Origin of the sequence: Shinella lacus, from assembly GCF_010994755.1 — a bacterium.
GTDB classification, from domain to species: domain Bacteria; phylum Pseudomonadota; class Alphaproteobacteria; order Rhizobiales; family Rhizobiaceae; genus Shinella; species Shinella lacus.
The window spans coordinates 581,433-596,325 of the sequence record NZ_WHSB02000004.1; the positions used below are offsets into that span (position 1 = coordinate 581,433).

Sequence of the window (14,893 nt, forward strand, 5' to 3'; positions counted from 1 at the left end):
GCGCGAGGTGCCGTCGCGCTGGATGTAGCGCAGATGGGCGGCGGACTTTCCATTCTTACCCGCGCCCTGAACGTAGCGGGTCTTGACGACGACGCGGCGATGACCGGGCGCGTTGTGCCTCCAGCCGCCCGACAAGGTGCGGGCGCGAACGAAGGCCGCGCCACGTCCGCGCTTCAGGCCCGGCGCGCTCGTCCGCGACGCCTTGCCGCCCTTGGCGGTCGCCGAGAATTGAGAGCGCGATGGCGATGACGCGGATGACCGCGACGGGCTGTTGCTCTGCTGGCGGGCGATCTTCTTCGCCTGGGTGAGAAAGCTCTTGGCCTTGCCGAGCTTCGGCGTGTCGGCGCGGATGCGGCCGGGCTTCGGCCGGAAACGGAATTCGTCGTCGGCGCTCAAGGGCGCGCCTCCGGCCAAAAATGCGGAAAACCGTCCGATTTCGGGCTATGGTGCCGGTCGAAACCCAGCAAAGCCGAGGCTTTGCACTGAGGCGCGGCACGTGGCCTCAAGAAGCAAGGTGCCGGAAACGGCGCTCCAAAACAGTGTGCAGACAAGGGCTTGGCCTGAAACCGCCACCCCGTGGTGCCGGTTTCCTTTATCTTGCCCTCCGCCCTTTCTTCCCTTCCTGCCCTGAGAACCGGGAATGCAGCCAGGCGCGACCCTGCCTGACTGCACACCGGATGCGGCCCGCTCGAACGCGATAATTCGATGCTCATCGCATTCCCCCGCCGTTCGCACGGGCCACAAACATGACGCCGCGCTGCGGCTCCGCATCGACGGAATCGCGCACTGGCGCGGCAGCGTTGCCCGATCGTCCGTTGGATTGCTCATCTGACTGTCTGCCGGATGACGGCGCGGCTGCGGTTTGCGTGCCGCCCGCGCGCAGGATGAACAGCGGGGCCTCGCGCCAATCGGGCGGCGGCTCTGCACGCTTCTCCGGCGTCTCGGGCGCGGCCGCCCCGCCGAGCAATGGCAGCAACGCGGCAACATAGGCGCGGGTCTCGGCGGGCAGCGGGCGGCCCGTCGCGCGATGATCGTCATAGCGGCCGGGACCCGCATTGTAGGCGGCGAGCATCGCCGCGACATTGCCGTAGCGGTCCCACATCTCGCGCAGATAGGCGGTGCCTGCGAGGATGTTGTCGTGCGGATCGTAGGGATCGCCGCCAAGACGATAGCGCACGCGCAGGGCTGCCCAGGTGTCGGGCATGACCTGCATCAAGCCGAGCGCGCCGGCCGTCGAGATCGCGCGCACGTCGCCCGCGCTCTCGGCGCGCAGCACGGCGCATATCCAGTGCTCGGGAATGCCGAAGCGCTGCGACGCTTCGGTGATGTGCGCGCGGTACGAATCGGCGACCAGGCGCATGACGGACGCCGATTGCGCGATTGTGACCGTTGGCCCCGCTGGCAGCGCGAGCGCGACGGCGAGGAGAAAAACGGCATAGCGCCGTGAAGGCCTTTCTCCGCCGAACCGCCACCTTGCCAGCGTGCTCGCTGCGGTCAAGGGTGCGCGCGAAGCGCCGACCGGTGGCCGCCCTTGACCTTCGCTGCGCGCGCCGGCCGACTTGTGGTCGAGCGGGACGAAGGAATGAGACGGCTTTCCCGCGAACAAAGGAATACGGATTTTGCGCGCGGTGATGACACGGGACCGCATGGCTTCAGTCCCGCTCTTCGCGCGGTTTCGGGCGCGTCCAGTGCAGCGACCATGACGAGCCTGCATCGTCGTCACGGAAGAGATTGGCGCGGATGGGCTGCGGCAAGGCGGGATCGTCGAGCAAGACGGAGAGATATTCGCCGGCCTTCTCGCCAGTGCGTTTCCACGCCGCGCCAATCTCCGGGCCGTCATCGGCGCCGTGATGGACGCGGTAGTCCGGCGCGTTCTCGGCGTCGGAATGCTCGGCGGGAACCATGGTGAGTTCGCGATAGAGCGTGACGGTGTGAACTCGGCCGTTGAAGCCGGAACCTTCGCGCGTGAATTGACCGATTTGCAGCATGACTGTCTCCATGCGGTGGTGTTGGAAAAGCCTTCGGCGGACACCGCTTCCGCCGATGGGGAAGCGCTCAGTGGGTCGGCGCGCGCCAGACGAAGCGGCCGTCGCCGTCCTCATCGGTCCAGAGCGGCAGCGCGCGGCCGATGACGGAGCTTGCGGGGATCGGTCCGAAGTAGCGGCCGTCGAGGCTGTCAGGAACCTCCCAATTCATGAGGAAGAGCTGGCCGTCGGCTATGACGCGGCAGCCCTGCCAGATGGGCAGGGCGCGACCGATCCGGTCGCGGTCGAGCGCATCGCCCATCTCCACGTCATCGACCGTGATGGCGCTGCCGGTGCGGCAAACCCGCTGGCCGGGAAGACCGACGACGCGCTTCAACAGCGGCACGCCGCGCCCGACATAGCCGCGCTCTATCATGAAACCGGCAAGCGGTTCCGATGGCCTGACGGCGACCAGCTCCGGCACTTCGATCCGGTCGGTCGGCTCAATGGTGTAGAACCCGACCGGTGCGCTCGCCGTGGCGTTCCAGAGGAGTTTTGTCGGCATATCGGCCGCGCTGATGGCGGCGATGCAGATGACGGCGAGCAACGTCACCGCGAGAATGCGGCGGCGGCTCATGGGTCGATCCTCCGGCGGCCCATCCACGCCGCATGGCGCTCGGGCGTGTAGGTGCTCGGCTCCAGACCGGCGGAGAGCCGGTTATGGACGTGCCGCCAATGGTCGGGCGATGCCTCGGCCGGATCGAGGCGGAGCGCTTCCACCGCGTCGATCGCGGCAAGCGCGCGCTGGACCTTCGGCCAGCCGTCGAGGCGCAACAGAATGTCGCCGCCAGGCCGGACGAAGGGAAGCGTCTGGAACGGCTCGCCGCGGCGGATGGCGCGCACGACGTCGATGCGCGAGATGATCGTGCCATACTCGCCTGCGGCCCAGCGGACGAAGGCGAAGATGCTGTCGGGCGCGAAGCCGACGACGCTGCGGCGGCGGTCGAGGATCTGTTCGTAGCTCTTGCGTCCGAACCTGATCCAGTGCTCGACCTTGCGTTTCTCGAAGGTCAGCTCGACCAAGGTAGTAAACGGCGCTGGCCCGTCCGTCAGCGGACGGCCGTGCGCGCGGTGGGAGGCTCTGCCGCTCATGACCGGCCTCCATGGCGATCATCAGCGGCGAGCATGTCGCGCAGCACGTCGGCGATAGATCGGGCGGCACCGGCACCACGCCTCGCGTGCGCGTGCGTCAAAGAAGAAGAGTTAGATTCTCTGTTAGACTCTAAGTTAGCAGCCGGATTCCGCGTTTCAGGCCAGAGGCTTAACTGCGGTCCGTGCGCCTGATGTACCGATAGGGCTGCGCCTGATGTGCCGATACCGCGTGCGCCTGATGTGCCGATGGTTTCCACAGGCGTTTCCACAGGCACTGTGGACAGGATTTCGGGGCGGATGCGCAGCAGCTCGCGACCGTGTTCGCGCTCGATCTGAAGGCGATAGCCGGGGAGCGGCTGGCGGGCAGCGATACGGCGCAGGTCGAGCGCGAAGTCGGAGACGCGGGCGAGACTGCCGGACTTCACATGGAGATGCGCGACCTCGAACAGCCAGCCATGGCGCTGGTGGCCGGCGTGCTTGCGGGCGACACGATAGAGCCAGCGTTCGATGCCGCCGGTCAGCCGGAAATAAGCCGGGTCGATGGTGAGGACGAGCGAGCGGTCGACGACGCTGTTGTAGAACCATTCGGGTAGGACGAATTCCATGCCCTCGACGCGGCCGGTGCGCGTCGTCATCTCTTCCCACTCGTTGATCCACGAGAATTGCCGGCGCCGCCAATGCGGGCCGTTGCGGATCGTCGTGGCGATGACGGTCGATTGCAGACGCGCGAGGGCTGCCTTCAGCAGCACATATTGGCGGTTTCCGGTCGGCCGCCCGATGGCGCGCAGCAGGTGATAGGGCGTGAAGCGGAAGAAGCGCGAAGTGCGCAGGCCATCGTTCTCGGCCGCGACGAGCTGCGAGGCCGCCCAGATCAGCACGTCGGCGTCCCAGATGGTCGCCATGCCGTGTTCGGGCATCGCGAGCACCTGCACCTCGACATCGGCGGCCTTGTAGAGAATGGGCTTCGTGCGCGGCGTCTTGGCCAGCGAGAAGAACGGCCGCTCCATCAAATCGCGCTGGTCGCGCGGGGCGGCATCGCCGGTCGCTACCACGAAAGGGTTGAGATGGCTGCGCTCGCTCGCATCGGTCGGCTGCGCGGGTCTATGATCGTCGTCGCGCAGCATTCAGCATTTGCCCCGCTCTTCGGGCGTCAGCGGACGCGCGGGGAAAACCGTGCCGGCCGTCATCTCGCGGGTGGATTTGCGGCTGCCGATCTCCGACCAGGATTCGAGGTCTTGGACGGTGTAGAGGACGCGGCCACCGATCTTGCGGTAAGTCGGGCCGGTGCCATAAGTTCGATGCTTCTCAAGGGTGCGCATGGAAATGCCGAGGAAGCGGGCAGCTTCCTGCGTACGCAAGAGTCGTGGCGGCAGGCCCGCCAAGGGGTTGGCCATGGGATCACCTCTGGAGTTCGTCGTTGATGCGCGCCGCAGGCAAAGCGACGGGCTACGGCGAACCATGGCGAGGGATCGGCGGCAGGTAGCGTGCCGCATTTGCGCTCATGCGCTGGCGGCACCCCTCCGGCTGTTGTGGCTGGGATTGTCGTTACGGTCACTCGGCGGACCTAGCCAGCGACGTTCGGCCCTCTGATCGGCCTGCTATTTTGGCGCGCCGACCTTCTTCAGTAATTCACCGGGCTCGATCTCAAGGGCATCGGCAATCTGGCCAAGGACGGTGACGCTGGCGGACACGTCGCCACGCTCGATCGCGCCGACATAGCGCATACTCAGGCCTGCCCGATCGGCGAGTTCTTCTTGCGTCAGCTTCTTGTCATGACGTGCCCGACGCAGATTCCTCGCCATGACCTCCTTGAGATCCATAACAAGAGGGGAACCAGCATAGGAACGATCATTCTAGGAACGATCATTCCTATTCGTATCAAGCCATGCTATTCATCGGGTTGTCCTGAACTTGCTTCATTATGTCCGCGTTCCCAATGGAAAATGACAGAATTCATGCGTGAACGGCCTCAGCTTAATCCAGATGTTGAAGATGAGGCTCCCAGCGGGCCAGATATTACGACCTATGACGAACAGCACTACGTCACCTATCTGCGGCTGTTGGATGCCAGCCGAGATGGCGCGGACTGGCAGGAGGTCGCGCGTATCGTCCTGCACCGCGACCCCATCGCTGAGGAAGCGCGCAGCCACCATTGCTGGGAAAGCCATCTTGCCCGCGCGCAGTGGCTCTCAGGCTCAGGCTATCGGCGCATTCTGGAACAGGCGGTCGCACTGGCTGCGCGCGGTGGCAGGCAGGCGTAGGCTTATTTGCTTACAGCCTTGATGGGATAATGCAGGAGCAGCCGATAGCCGCCGCGCATCATCTTGATCCCGTGAGCGACGAGTCGACGGGCCTTGTTCTTGCGCGGATCGCCCTCGAAATCCTCCTTGGTGCCGCTGAACCCAAGCAAAACCTCGGCGACGGTGCGGTAGCTTTCGTCGCGCAAGCGCGCGTCGAGCGCACGCAGGGACAGAATGTGCCATTGCCGAAGCTGCTCCGGCAGCGCGCGAAAATCAGGACCGGGCGGTCGGCCTTTGAGGGAGCGCCAAAGCCTCCGGGCAGCGTGAGCGCGCAGATCGTAGAGGTCGTCTATCGGCAGGACTGTTCCATAGAAAGTCGCGGCGTCAGGAACGGCGTGGGGCAACCAGAATTGATGTGCTACGCCCTCGACCAGCCAGATGCCATGCCAGCCATCTGCGGCCTGGCGCAGATCGAGGCCGTCGAGATTCGCCAGCGTTATGATCGGCTCCGTTTCGCTGTCGTGATGCTGCAGGGGAGAGAGCCATATGGCTTTCGGCTGAAGGCTTGGGCTCCAGAACAGGGATTGCCGATCCGATCGGGTTTCAGGATCGGTCGGAAAATCGCAGCCCCCAGCGTTGCACGAAGGCTTCCAACCGCTCCGGCTCTGGCTCGTGCGACGCGGTTATCGTCTGAAACTCGCGACGATATTCGTCATCGCGGCGAAGATATTCCCAGGCGAAACCGGCGGCGGGGATGCTCTTGGCAAATCTGTATGCCGCCGGAGAACGCCAGTCGATGCTTAGCATGGCGCTACCTCTCTACACCGGACACGCGTAAAGCAACGCCCGGACTGAGAACTTCAAGCATCGGTTGAAACAACTGTAGCCGCGCTATCGAGATAACTAGATCGGCTAACGAGATCAATCTCTTGGTTATTTTCTTCTTAACCGTGCTTACGTGTGCCTGCGAGCCGGGCGTAGCCGGGCGGCGCGATTTTTTCCGCCCCTGTGATCGCCGGGAGAGGCAGGGCCGCCGGGGCGGCGGCCCTGTCGCGTTCGAGGTCAAAGCCCCTTCAATCGCTGCATACCCTCCGCCAGCGTCCAGAGCGCGCGATTGAGGCCGACATTCTGGTCGATGCCATTGATGGCGCGGGTCTGGGTGCGGAGGATGCGTCCGTGCGAAGTCTGGCGGCGTCCATGCAATCCGCCCCGCACAAGGTTTTCCTGAATGACATTGAAGGTCTGCCACACGCTCTGCCCGACATCTTCGCGGCGGCGCGGCGCGATGATCTGATCCGGGCGGACCGGACTTTCCTCCTCGCCGTAGCGGGCGACAAGGCTGGCCTCGGCCAAAACCCGTTGCTCGTCCTGCGAAAGCCTCGTTTCCTTCATGCCTTCCGTGGCGTCGATCAGGCGCGGGAAATCCTCTGCCACGGTATAGACGCCCTCAATGATCTGATCCTGTATCCCGCCCTTATGGGGAACGCGGACTTCCTCGAAACGCTCGCCCGCAATCATGCTGTTGGTGCACACGAAACGTAGCACGCCCGCAAACATCTGATAGGCGCTCGTCCCGTCATGCGAATTGACGATGATGACTTCTGCCGCTTCCTGCTTGCCGATGCCGTCATCCCGGCGCAGGCGCAGCATGTGCTTGGCATGGCCCATGCGCTCGCCGTCACGCGGCACCGCCTGCACGGCGAAGAATGGGAACCATCCTTCCCGGCGCAGCCCCTCTACGATCTCAATAGTGGGGACGTAAACATAACGCTCCGAACGGCTGTCATGGGCTTCGCGGGCGAAGATGGATGGGACGTGACGGAAAAGGGTTTCGTTGTCGAGGGCTTCACGCCCGCTGATCTGGTGAGAGTTGCGGCCGAACCGGGTGGCGAGACGATAGGTCATTGTCTTGATCCTCATTGGCTTGGGTTGGAGCGCAGCGCTGCGCTGCAACCCTGGCCGTCGCCGAGACCGGGGGTGGAAGGAGCAAGGGCGGGCGGGACGGAGGGGGATCACCCGGCCTGCACGGAACGGAGGAACGACGTGGAGGAAGGCTGGGGATACCGTCCCGGCCGAGCGTCAGCGATCCCTTGCGCCGCGCCAGGGGGAGCCCCCCAAGCAACCCGCCCGGCGTGAGCGTCAGCGGGAGACGGGCATAAAGCCGGATCAGGATGTGCAAAGTTGCTGAACCTGGAAGCCGAGCATCTTGATCGCCGTTTTTGTTATTCTATCGCGATATAGTTGGTATCGCTTAGAAATTGATCATCGGCCATACTGACCGAATCGGTCCCCATAGAGACTGGCGAGAGGACGCGCTTGGACATTCACGAGCTTAAACTGCTGTTGCAACAACATCTGACAGACGGCCTAGTAACGGTTGTGGGCTCGGGCCTGTCATGTGCGGAAGGACTGCCGGGTATGGGCGAGTTAGCCGCCCATCTCGATGCAACAGTGACAACTGGCTTGGCAGCAGCGGAAGTAGATCGATGGAACGCGATATCACCGCTGTTGTCGGCACAGGGCCTCGAAGCGGCTCTTCTTGAGGTGCCTCCGACGCCGGGACTGGAAATCGCGATCGTTGCGAGCACGGCCGAACTGATCGCTTTGCGTGAGCGCCAAATCGTTACCGAAGTTTTCTCGCGGACCCGGACGCTGCGTTTTACCGGGCTCGTCAAGCACTTGTTAAAACCTCACACCGGACTTCCGGTCGTCACGACCAACTATGATCGCTTGGTTGAGGTCGCCGTGGAGGAAGCCGGCCTCGGCGTCGATACGTTGTTCGTCGGCCAGTTTGCAGGTGAGTTGAACGAGCAGGAAAGCCGCTTGAGTTTCTGCCGGGAAGTGACGCTTAAGGCCGGACGAGCACAGTATCGTTATCGTCCGCGCGCCAATATTTTCAAACCTCATGGCAGTCTCGATTGGTATCACCGCGATGGGAAGCCCGTCCGCTACTCTGGCGATCTCGATCTACCGCGGCTCATCATCACTCCGGGGTTGAACAAGTTCCGCAACGGCTACGAAAGCCCGTTTGACCGCCATCGGGAACGGGCAAATTCGGCGATCGACCGTGCCAGCCGCTTTCTTGTGATCGGCTATGGTTTCAACGACGATCACCTGGAAACTCACCTGACGCCCCGTATCCGCAGTGGCGTGCCCACGCTCCTTTTGACCTACGGACTCTCGGATAATGCGGTGAAGCTCGTAAACGAGTGCCGCAATGTCATCGCGATTCAGCGCGCCGAACAAGCTGGCGTTTCCGGCTCTGGCGTCTTTGTCGCTGGCGTTGAGACCTTCTTTCCCGGTCTGGACCTGTGGGATCTGGGCTCATTCGTTGCCGAGGTGCTTGAACCATGACTGAAGCCGCTCTCCAATTTGCTGACGAGGATAAAATCGGGCGCGTTGCGTCGGTCGATACCAGCCGGGTTGCTATCGATGTGACGAACTCCGTCCTGCTCACGCGGATCGGCATCGGACAGCTTATCGCCATTCGCGGAGCGACAGAGCGCGAATATCTCATCGCCATGACTGAGCGCGTGACCCGCAGCGTCAGGGAAGAATTGCCCGGCCCGGACGATGAGGATGCCGATGGCGGGCTTTTGGCAGCGGTGCCGACCGACCTGATCCAGGGCGTGTTGATCGGTACATTTAGAACGGTAGAGGGAGATCGGCGGAATACCTTCAAGCGCGGTGCGGATAGCTTTCCGCAGATCGACCGGGATTGCTTCGTCATTGAAGGCGGAAACCTTCAGCGTTTCATGGGAATCCTGGGTGCAGGTTTCTCCGCCGATGAGAGGCTCAAGCTCGGCACTTTCGTTGCGGATCGCACGGCCGACGCGATCGCCAGTGGCGACAAGTTCTTTCAGCGGCACGCGGCGATCCTCGGAAGCACCGGATCGGGCAAAAGTTGGGCGGTTGCGCTGATCCTCGAACGGGCTGCTAAGCTGAAGTTTCCAAACATCATCGTGTTCGACATGCACGGCGAATACGCTCCGCTGGCGGATAAGGTGAACGGAGGATTTGCGACGCGCTTCCGTGTCGCTGGTCCCGGCGATCTAGAAAATCCCGGCAACGACACGCTGTTCCTGCCATATTGGTTGCTCAACCGCGATGAAATGCTGTCGATGATCCTCGATCGCAGCGACCAGAACGCGCCCAATCAGGCATCGCGGTTCACGCTGCATGTCCGTTCCTTAAAAGGGCAGACGCTTGATGCCGAGAAGAAGGCGGACATCAAGAAAACGTACACCGTCGATTCGCCCATTCCTTACGATGTCAAAGAGTTGGTAGGGCTTCTGAACACAGACAACACGACAAAAGGTATCGGCGCTAAGGGCGCGCCTGTAAAAGGCGAATGGGAAGATAAGCTGACACGCTTCCTGTCGCGCCTCGAAGCGAAACTGGACGATCGTCGCTACGGTTTCATGTTCACACCGCCGCCTGCTGCGATGAAATACGACTGGCTTGCAGCGCAGGTGCTCAAGCTACTGCAATCTGGCGATGACACTGGCATCAAGGTTATCGATTTCTCCGAAGTCCCCGCCGACGTGCTCCCCGTAGTGACGGGGACACTGGCGAGGCTACTTTATGATGTTCAGTTCTGGATGAACGGGAAGAGCCGGACTCCGGTTACGCTGCTGTGCGACGAGGCGCACCTCTATCTTCCGGTTCGCGATGACGCTGATGCGGTCCAGCGCCAGGCCCTCGGATCATTCGAACGGATCGCCAAGGAAGGCCGCAAATACGGCTTCTCGCTGTTGGTGGTGAGCCAGCGCCCCTCGGATGTCAGCCGGACGATCCTCAGCCAGTGCAATAATTTCTTGGCTTTGCGCCTGACGAACGAAACCGATCAGGGCGTCATTAAGCGCCTGATGCCAGATTCGCTGGCGGGATTGACGAGCATCTTGCCGTTGCTTGATACAGGAGAGGCGCTGTTGCTGGGTGACGCTGTTCTGCTACCGACGCGGATCAAGCTCGACATGCCCAGAGTACCGCCGGATAGCGCGACGCGAGATTTCTGGCGGGAATGGGGATCAGCGAAGCCAGACGACGCTGCAATTGCAGCAGCGATCGAATGCTTGCGTGGACAATCGAGAAATGGCTGAGAACAGACGTGGGAGCTATCCTTTCTGATGCCTAATGTTACGGTGAAGCCAGTTCATTTTGAAGATTTCGGCGGCAGCGACTTCGAGCGGCTGGTGTTTGCCTATCATCTTCGCATCGGCTGGGCCGCGTTGGCTTGGTATGGGCAAACCGGGAGCGATCAGGGCCGCGACATTGTTGGTATTGAGCCATCTGACCAAGGGCGGGACCGGCGCACCGTCATTCAATGCGTAAATCGCGAAAGCTTGACCCAGGCGAAGGCCGAACACGACATGGCCAATGCCGTTGCAGCACCCACGGGCGCACCTGACGCTTTCCGATTCGTCTGCCGCAGCGCCGTCTCGGCGCAACGTCGCGATGAGATAGCGCAGGCGGCCCGCAATCTCGGGGTTCGCGACGTAACCATATGGTCAGGCTCCGAATTTGAAGAGCATCTACGCCTCCATGCAGAATTCTTGCTCCGCCGTTTTACCGAAGGCGTGGTATTTCCCGATGATGGCGTTGGGCTTCGAGCCTTCGTCGATGACTTCTCTGAACTGGACGATGCTGGAGCGCTGAGTCTCATCGGTCGTGCTTTTGATCGCCCGGCATTCCGCACGCCCTTCATGAGCGAGAGCTATCTGCCTGCGTTCTTGCAAGCGATAGAGGATACCATCGGCGCCCTGAATACCGGCATCTGGAAGACGAGAGATGGCATTGAAATCCGGCGCATCCCGTCGCTTCATCACATCCGCGACGCACGGATACGTGGGGAATTGCAACAGACGGTGCGTGCGCTCGATGCGCTGCGTCGCCTCTTCAAACGCGGACTGGAGGAAGGCCGCATCCGGCACTGTCAGTGCAGTCAACCTAATTGTCCGACCTTCATGGTGGAACCTAGTGCCGCCGCCGAATTGGATCTTGAGCGAACCCGAATGCTCGACCGCCTCAATAGAATCATCCCGCACTTCGATGTGCGAATCGACTGAACGGGTTATGAAGAAGAACGGGTTGCGGATCGACGCGAACTACACTGAGGATGTCGTGGGCTTTGCCTTAGAGTCCTTTCTGACTCTGCTCGGGTTTCCACGTCAGCGCTTTACAATTGAACCCTTCTCGCGCGCGGAGGAGCGATGGTTGGGTGCGGATGCGCGGTTGCATAGCGCGATACGCGGGTTTCGCCCCTTTTACATGCAGTTCAAACGACCCGCTGCTTTCCCGGACATTAGCACGTCGAAAATCATCCGCGATCGCCGCACGGCAGGACTGAGCGTCGCACCCCGCGCACTCTATTTTCCTCTGCGCCAGAAACAGGAAAGCCATCGGGACTTTCAGCACAATGTGCTGTTTCGCCTGCGCGAGAAACTGCTTCACCGTGATCTGGGCGATGCCGCTTATGTGTGTCCGTTATTCCTTGACCGTTCGGCCTATCGATTTAGCCTGCACTGGTCCGGCTTAACACGCTGGCCGCGTTTCTGGCGCCATCATCCGTGGGAATGGGAAGACTTCCTGTTGGAGGACGGCGGGCGCACTGCACGCTTTGAGCGTATTCCGGTGTTGGCCGAGCATATCACGGTGCCTCCGCACAAACGCATCACGTCGGCGGCGCATAGCTACAGTTTCACTGAGCAGGGAACGGAACTCTGTTTCCACTCTCCGCAAGCTTTGCCGGAGGGCTCGATGAGCCTTGCCGTCTTTCTCGGAAAGCTCGTGAACGGCTTCCTTCGTGGTGAAAAACTTTCTCCTGACCGATCAGACGAGACTCTGGCTGAGTTAATCGGTGCAATGTACGGCGACAGTGGTGAGGAGACGCCGCGCTACCTACTGGAAGGTGACGCCCCACTTGGCCACTGGTTTGCCTGGGGCGAGCATCTGCGCACCCACTATGCCATCGAACAATATGCCTTGGTCAGGTGGGAAGAAGGTCTGCCCGAACTCTTTTAGACGAGTGGACAGATCAGGGCGTGGCAGCAGGACGACGAAAATCAGCGGTCGAAGCGGGTAGATACTCCGTCGAACATCAGAAATGGCCGACGATTACCGTACGCCACCATGCGGCATAGAGAACCGCCGCTTCCACGCTCGTTTCCTATGATTCCGTGTGCAGGCCGGCAGCGCGGCAGCTCCCGCCCCCAACTGTCGCCATTGTAGAGCTTACCTTAGTGTTCTAAACCTGTCGCTCGTTCAGTTCCATCAAACGACAGTGGCCGGGGACGAAGGTAGACTGGGCGAATTGGGGAACCACGAAGTAGCCATCTCACGAAAGCCCTGGTACTTTCCCGGCCCGCAGATCCTCCCAGCTGACCACCAGAATGATCTCCGATCCGCTGCTGTTGCTGGACATCAGGACTTCCTTGGTCACGTTATCAACCACCGGCATCCAGGGCATTGGGGGTAGGATACTCACGGCAATTTCGCCACCTGCGCCAATGGAGATGCAGGGGTGTTTCTCCCCACGCGCACGGGCGGCGGCGATCTGCTGCTCTAACCAGTCCCAATCATGGCCAACCGATGCCACGGGTGCCAATTTGTGGGCGAGTTGTGGGTGCCAAGTATCGACGATGCTGGGAATGTCAGTCAGCAGCTTTTCGATCAGGATCGCCGGAGTGAGCGCATCGATCGCTGCCAACGCAGCGTCTTTCCCTTCACTCAAAGGCACCTGATCGCCAAAGCTTACGGCGATGGCCGTAGTCGCAGCTTCGGCATCCCGACCATTGCTCGTTGCCGCGACAACAGACCATTTCAGCCAGTCCCGCGCCCTTGCCACTGCCAGATAACGCAGAGAAGCAACCTGCGGATTGTCCTGCCTTGCATCGAATTGTGGGTCGAAAATGGGGTATACGTGCCAACCAATGGTAAACGCCGCGTGCATCAACTCTTCATCTTCATCGATAAAGGTACGCGAGATCCAGTCAGCAAAAGCCGAAACGGACGCAAATGCCTCCTCTCCGGTTTTGCATCGACGCACAGATATGGTGGGCGGGGCCTCATCCATGTCTTCAGCGGAATTATAGCGCAGCGCTACTTCTTGAAGCATACCGGCCATATCGACCTCCGTCCAAAAGGAGCTGGCTTGCAACAAGCGCTTCTGCTCTGGCTCGGCATCCGCAATCTGAGCAGAAAGTGAGCCGAATCGGCCGAGAAGCAATCCCATTCTGAACAGGGCGGAAAAGGTCCACTGGCCGTCGATCAGCGGGGGCGCCGAAGCAATTTCGTCGAGCAGCAGCACGCCGAGGATCGGATTGCGCCAGTCCATGCCTGGTTTGGCGCAGCTCGACATGAAATTCCGCATTCGCTCGACATTGCGGACGGCATCTCGCGCATAGTCACCCAACACGCCCCAGAAGTCGATCGAGACCGGCATGATGTGGCGATCCAGAGTCAATCCTGGATAGCGCCACCGCTCGATCTTCCGGATGTCTTCCCATCTTTGGGCCAGCGCCCATTTCGGCGAACCATATCCTTCCAAGTACTGGACGGCAGCACCGCCGTCGTTCGATAGCCAGGACCAGCATGCCGAAAGCTCGCGCGTTCGACTGTCCTCAAGGATGTAGTCGGATATGGGGGAGCGGCTATTCTTTAGAAACCCTTCGCTTTGTGCCCTCTCCAGAAAGCTGAATGGATTCACGACACCCGCGAGGATCAGATAGGGTGAGTCTGCCATCCTCGGATAGAGATGGTTGTACGCCACCATCGCAAAGCCGGAGCCACCGGAACGCTCGGCCTCTCGGACCATCAGACTGGCCGCAGTCGAGCAAATGGCATGGATATCGTCCTCTTCAAGGTCCGGTGCGGGTGTGAAGGACAAGGTTGCCGTGACGATGCCATCGGCCGTTAGGCCCTTTTGACCGATCGCGCTCCAGGCGGTTGGAATATGAACAACCAGTCGAGGATCAGCTTCGCTATCCTCGAAGCGTAGGCACAGAACACGGCGGCGGGACCAGCTATTGAGGCCAGTCACAGCGTGATCGAGAAGCGTCGAGAAGTCGCGCGAGACGATCACCATAATGACATCGTTTGCGCTGGAGAAGGGCGTATGGTTCAGCGCCTCATGCTCATAGGCCGTGATCTCCGTCACGGCCTCGCGGGCGCTGCCATCCTGGTTCTTTATTTCGAACAGAATGAAGCGGGAGGTTTCTCGCGCGCAGTAAAGCAAGTCGACAAAGAGACGCTCCCCCTTCTCGCGGGAAATGCTGCGATTGTTTTTACTGACCAACTCAAGGGTATGAAGCTCTCCCAGCACATGCTGGGCTGCCCTCAGATTTCCCAGTCGGGTCAGATAGTCGATGGGAAATGGCGGCTTGAACTCAGGCGATTCCGACCATGCCAGCGATTCGTGGACCTTGTCAGCGCCAACGATGACTTCTGATAATCTGTCTTCCGCAATGATTGATTCAAGCCAGTCCTGTACCTGCTGCTCTTTGTCGAACTTCTGTTTATCTACGTTCATCATCCGCG

The 14,893-nt window shown here is 61.1% G+C and carries 16 protein-coding genes; 5 read left to right on the forward strand and 11 right to left on the reverse strand.

Annotated elements, in window-relative coordinates; translation table 11 throughout:
* Nucleotides 1–709 precede the first annotated feature (709 nt).
* From GB927_RS14270 to GB927_RS14300, 7 genes are all read right to left on the reverse strand, one after another.
* Entirely contained in the window at nt 710–1,648 is a 939-nt protein-coding gene (locus GB927_RS14270) for a lytic transglycosylase domain-containing protein (RefSeq protein WP_256117733.1), read from the reverse strand.
* Nucleotides 1,649–1,652: 4 nt separating this feature from the next.
* The gene (locus tag GB927_RS14275) at nt 1,653–1,988 is read right to left on the reverse strand and encodes a DUF736 domain-containing protein (RefSeq protein WP_256117734.1); all 336 of its coding nucleotides are present in this window, start codon (nt 1,986–1,988) and stop codon (nt 1,653–1,655) included.
* A 67-nt stretch (nt 1,989–2,055) separates the two neighbouring features.
* Nucleotides 2,056–2,601, reverse strand: a complete 546-nt coding sequence (locus tag GB927_RS14280; RefSeq protein WP_256117735.1) for a S26 family signal peptidase — start codon at nt 2,599–2,601, stop codon at nt 2,056–2,058.
* A complete protein-coding gene (locus tag GB927_RS14285; RefSeq protein WP_256117736.1) occupies nt 2,598–3,116 on the reverse strand; it encodes a DUF2840 domain-containing protein in 519 nt (172 codons plus the stop codon). The genes GB927_RS14280 and GB927_RS14285 overlap by 4 nt, the downstream gene beginning before the upstream one ends.
* Nucleotides 3,113–4,240: a replication initiator protein A gene (locus tag GB927_RS14290; RefSeq protein ID WP_256117737.1), complete on the reverse strand. Its 1,128-nt coding sequence runs from the start codon at nt 4,238–4,240 to the stop codon at nt 3,113–3,115. The genes GB927_RS14285 and GB927_RS14290 overlap by 4 nt, the downstream gene beginning before the upstream one ends.
* The gene (locus tag GB927_RS14295; RefSeq protein WP_256117740.1) at nt 4,241–4,510 is read right to left on the reverse strand and encodes a helix-turn-helix transcriptional regulator; all 270 of its coding nucleotides are present in this window, start codon (nt 4,508–4,510) and stop codon (nt 4,241–4,243) included.
* Nucleotides 4,511–4,714: 204 nt separating this feature from the next.
* Nucleotides 4,715–4,936: a helix-turn-helix domain-containing protein gene (locus tag GB927_RS14300; protein ID WP_092715099.1), complete on the reverse strand. Its 222-nt coding sequence runs from the start codon at nt 4,934–4,936 to the stop codon at nt 4,715–4,717.
* Between the two features lie 135 nt (nt 4,937–5,071).
* On the opposite strand from GB927_RS14300, the gene GB927_RS14305 reads away from it, so the two are divergent.
* Complete coding sequence (locus GB927_RS14305; RefSeq protein WP_256117790.1) at nt 5,072–5,377, forward strand: DNA -binding domain-containing protein; 306 nt, start codon at nt 5,072–5,074, stop codon at nt 5,375–5,377.
* A gap of 2 nt (nt 5,378–5,379) precedes the next feature.
* Here the strand turns inward: GB927_RS14305 and GB927_RS14310 are convergent, their stop codons facing one another.
* The 3 genes from GB927_RS14310 to GB927_RS14320 all read right to left on the reverse strand — a co-directional run bounded on the left by GB927_RS14310 (nt 5,380) and on the right by GB927_RS14320 (nt 7,261).
* Nucleotides 5,380–5,760, reverse strand: coding sequence for a DUF2285 domain-containing protein (locus tag GB927_RS14310; RefSeq protein WP_439655491.1), 381 nt, complete (start codon nt 5,758–5,760; stop codon nt 5,380–5,382).
* Nucleotides 5,761–5,959: 199 nt separating this feature from the next.
* Nucleotides 5,960–6,163 carry a transcriptional regulator domain-containing protein gene (locus tag GB927_RS14315; RefSeq protein WP_112402939.1) on the reverse strand — a complete coding sequence of 68 codons (204 nt, stop codon included), beginning with the start codon at nt 6,161–6,163 and terminating at the stop codon, nt 5,960–5,962.
* A gap of 255 nt (nt 6,164–6,418) precedes the next feature.
* On the reverse strand, nt 6,419–7,261 hold the full coding sequence (locus GB927_RS14320; protein WP_256117743.1) for a DUF932 domain-containing protein: 843 nt from the start codon (nt 7,259–7,261) through the stop codon (nt 6,419–6,421).
* A 411-nt stretch (nt 7,262–7,672) separates the two neighbouring features.
* Between GB927_RS14320 and GB927_RS14325 the strand changes: the two genes are divergently transcribed.
* The 4 genes from GB927_RS14325 to GB927_RS14340 are packed head-to-tail and all read left to right on the forward strand — an operon-like array spanning nt 7,673 to nt 12,379.
* Nucleotides 7,673–8,710, forward strand: coding sequence for an SIR2 family protein (locus tag GB927_RS14325; RefSeq protein WP_256117744.1), 1,038 nt, complete (start codon nt 7,673–7,675; stop codon nt 8,708–8,710).
* Nucleotides 8,707–10,458 (forward strand): ATP-binding protein, encoded by a 1,752-nt coding sequence (locus GB927_RS14330; RefSeq protein WP_256117746.1) that lies wholly within the window; start codon nt 8,707–8,709, stop codon nt 10,456–10,458. Before GB927_RS14325 ends, GB927_RS14330 begins: the two co-directional genes overlap by 4 nt.
* A gap of 27 nt (nt 10,459–10,485) precedes the next feature.
* A complete protein-coding gene (locus tag GB927_RS14335) occupies nt 10,486–11,424 on the forward strand; it encodes a hypothetical protein (RefSeq protein ID WP_256117747.1) in 939 nt (312 codons plus the stop codon).
* A 7-nt stretch (nt 11,425–11,431) separates the two neighbouring features.
* Entirely contained in the window at nt 11,432–12,379 is a 948-nt protein-coding gene (locus tag GB927_RS14340; RefSeq protein WP_256117748.1) for a hypothetical protein, read from the forward strand.
* A gap of 313 nt (nt 12,380–12,692) precedes the next feature.
* On the opposite strand, the gene GB927_RS14345 is transcribed toward GB927_RS14340, so the two are convergent.
* The gene (locus GB927_RS14345) at nt 12,693–14,888 is read right to left on the reverse strand and encodes a hypothetical protein (protein ID WP_256117749.1); all 2,196 of its coding nucleotides are present in this window, start codon (nt 14,886–14,888) and stop codon (nt 12,693–12,695) included.
* Nucleotides 14,889–14,893 lie beyond the last annotated feature (5 nt).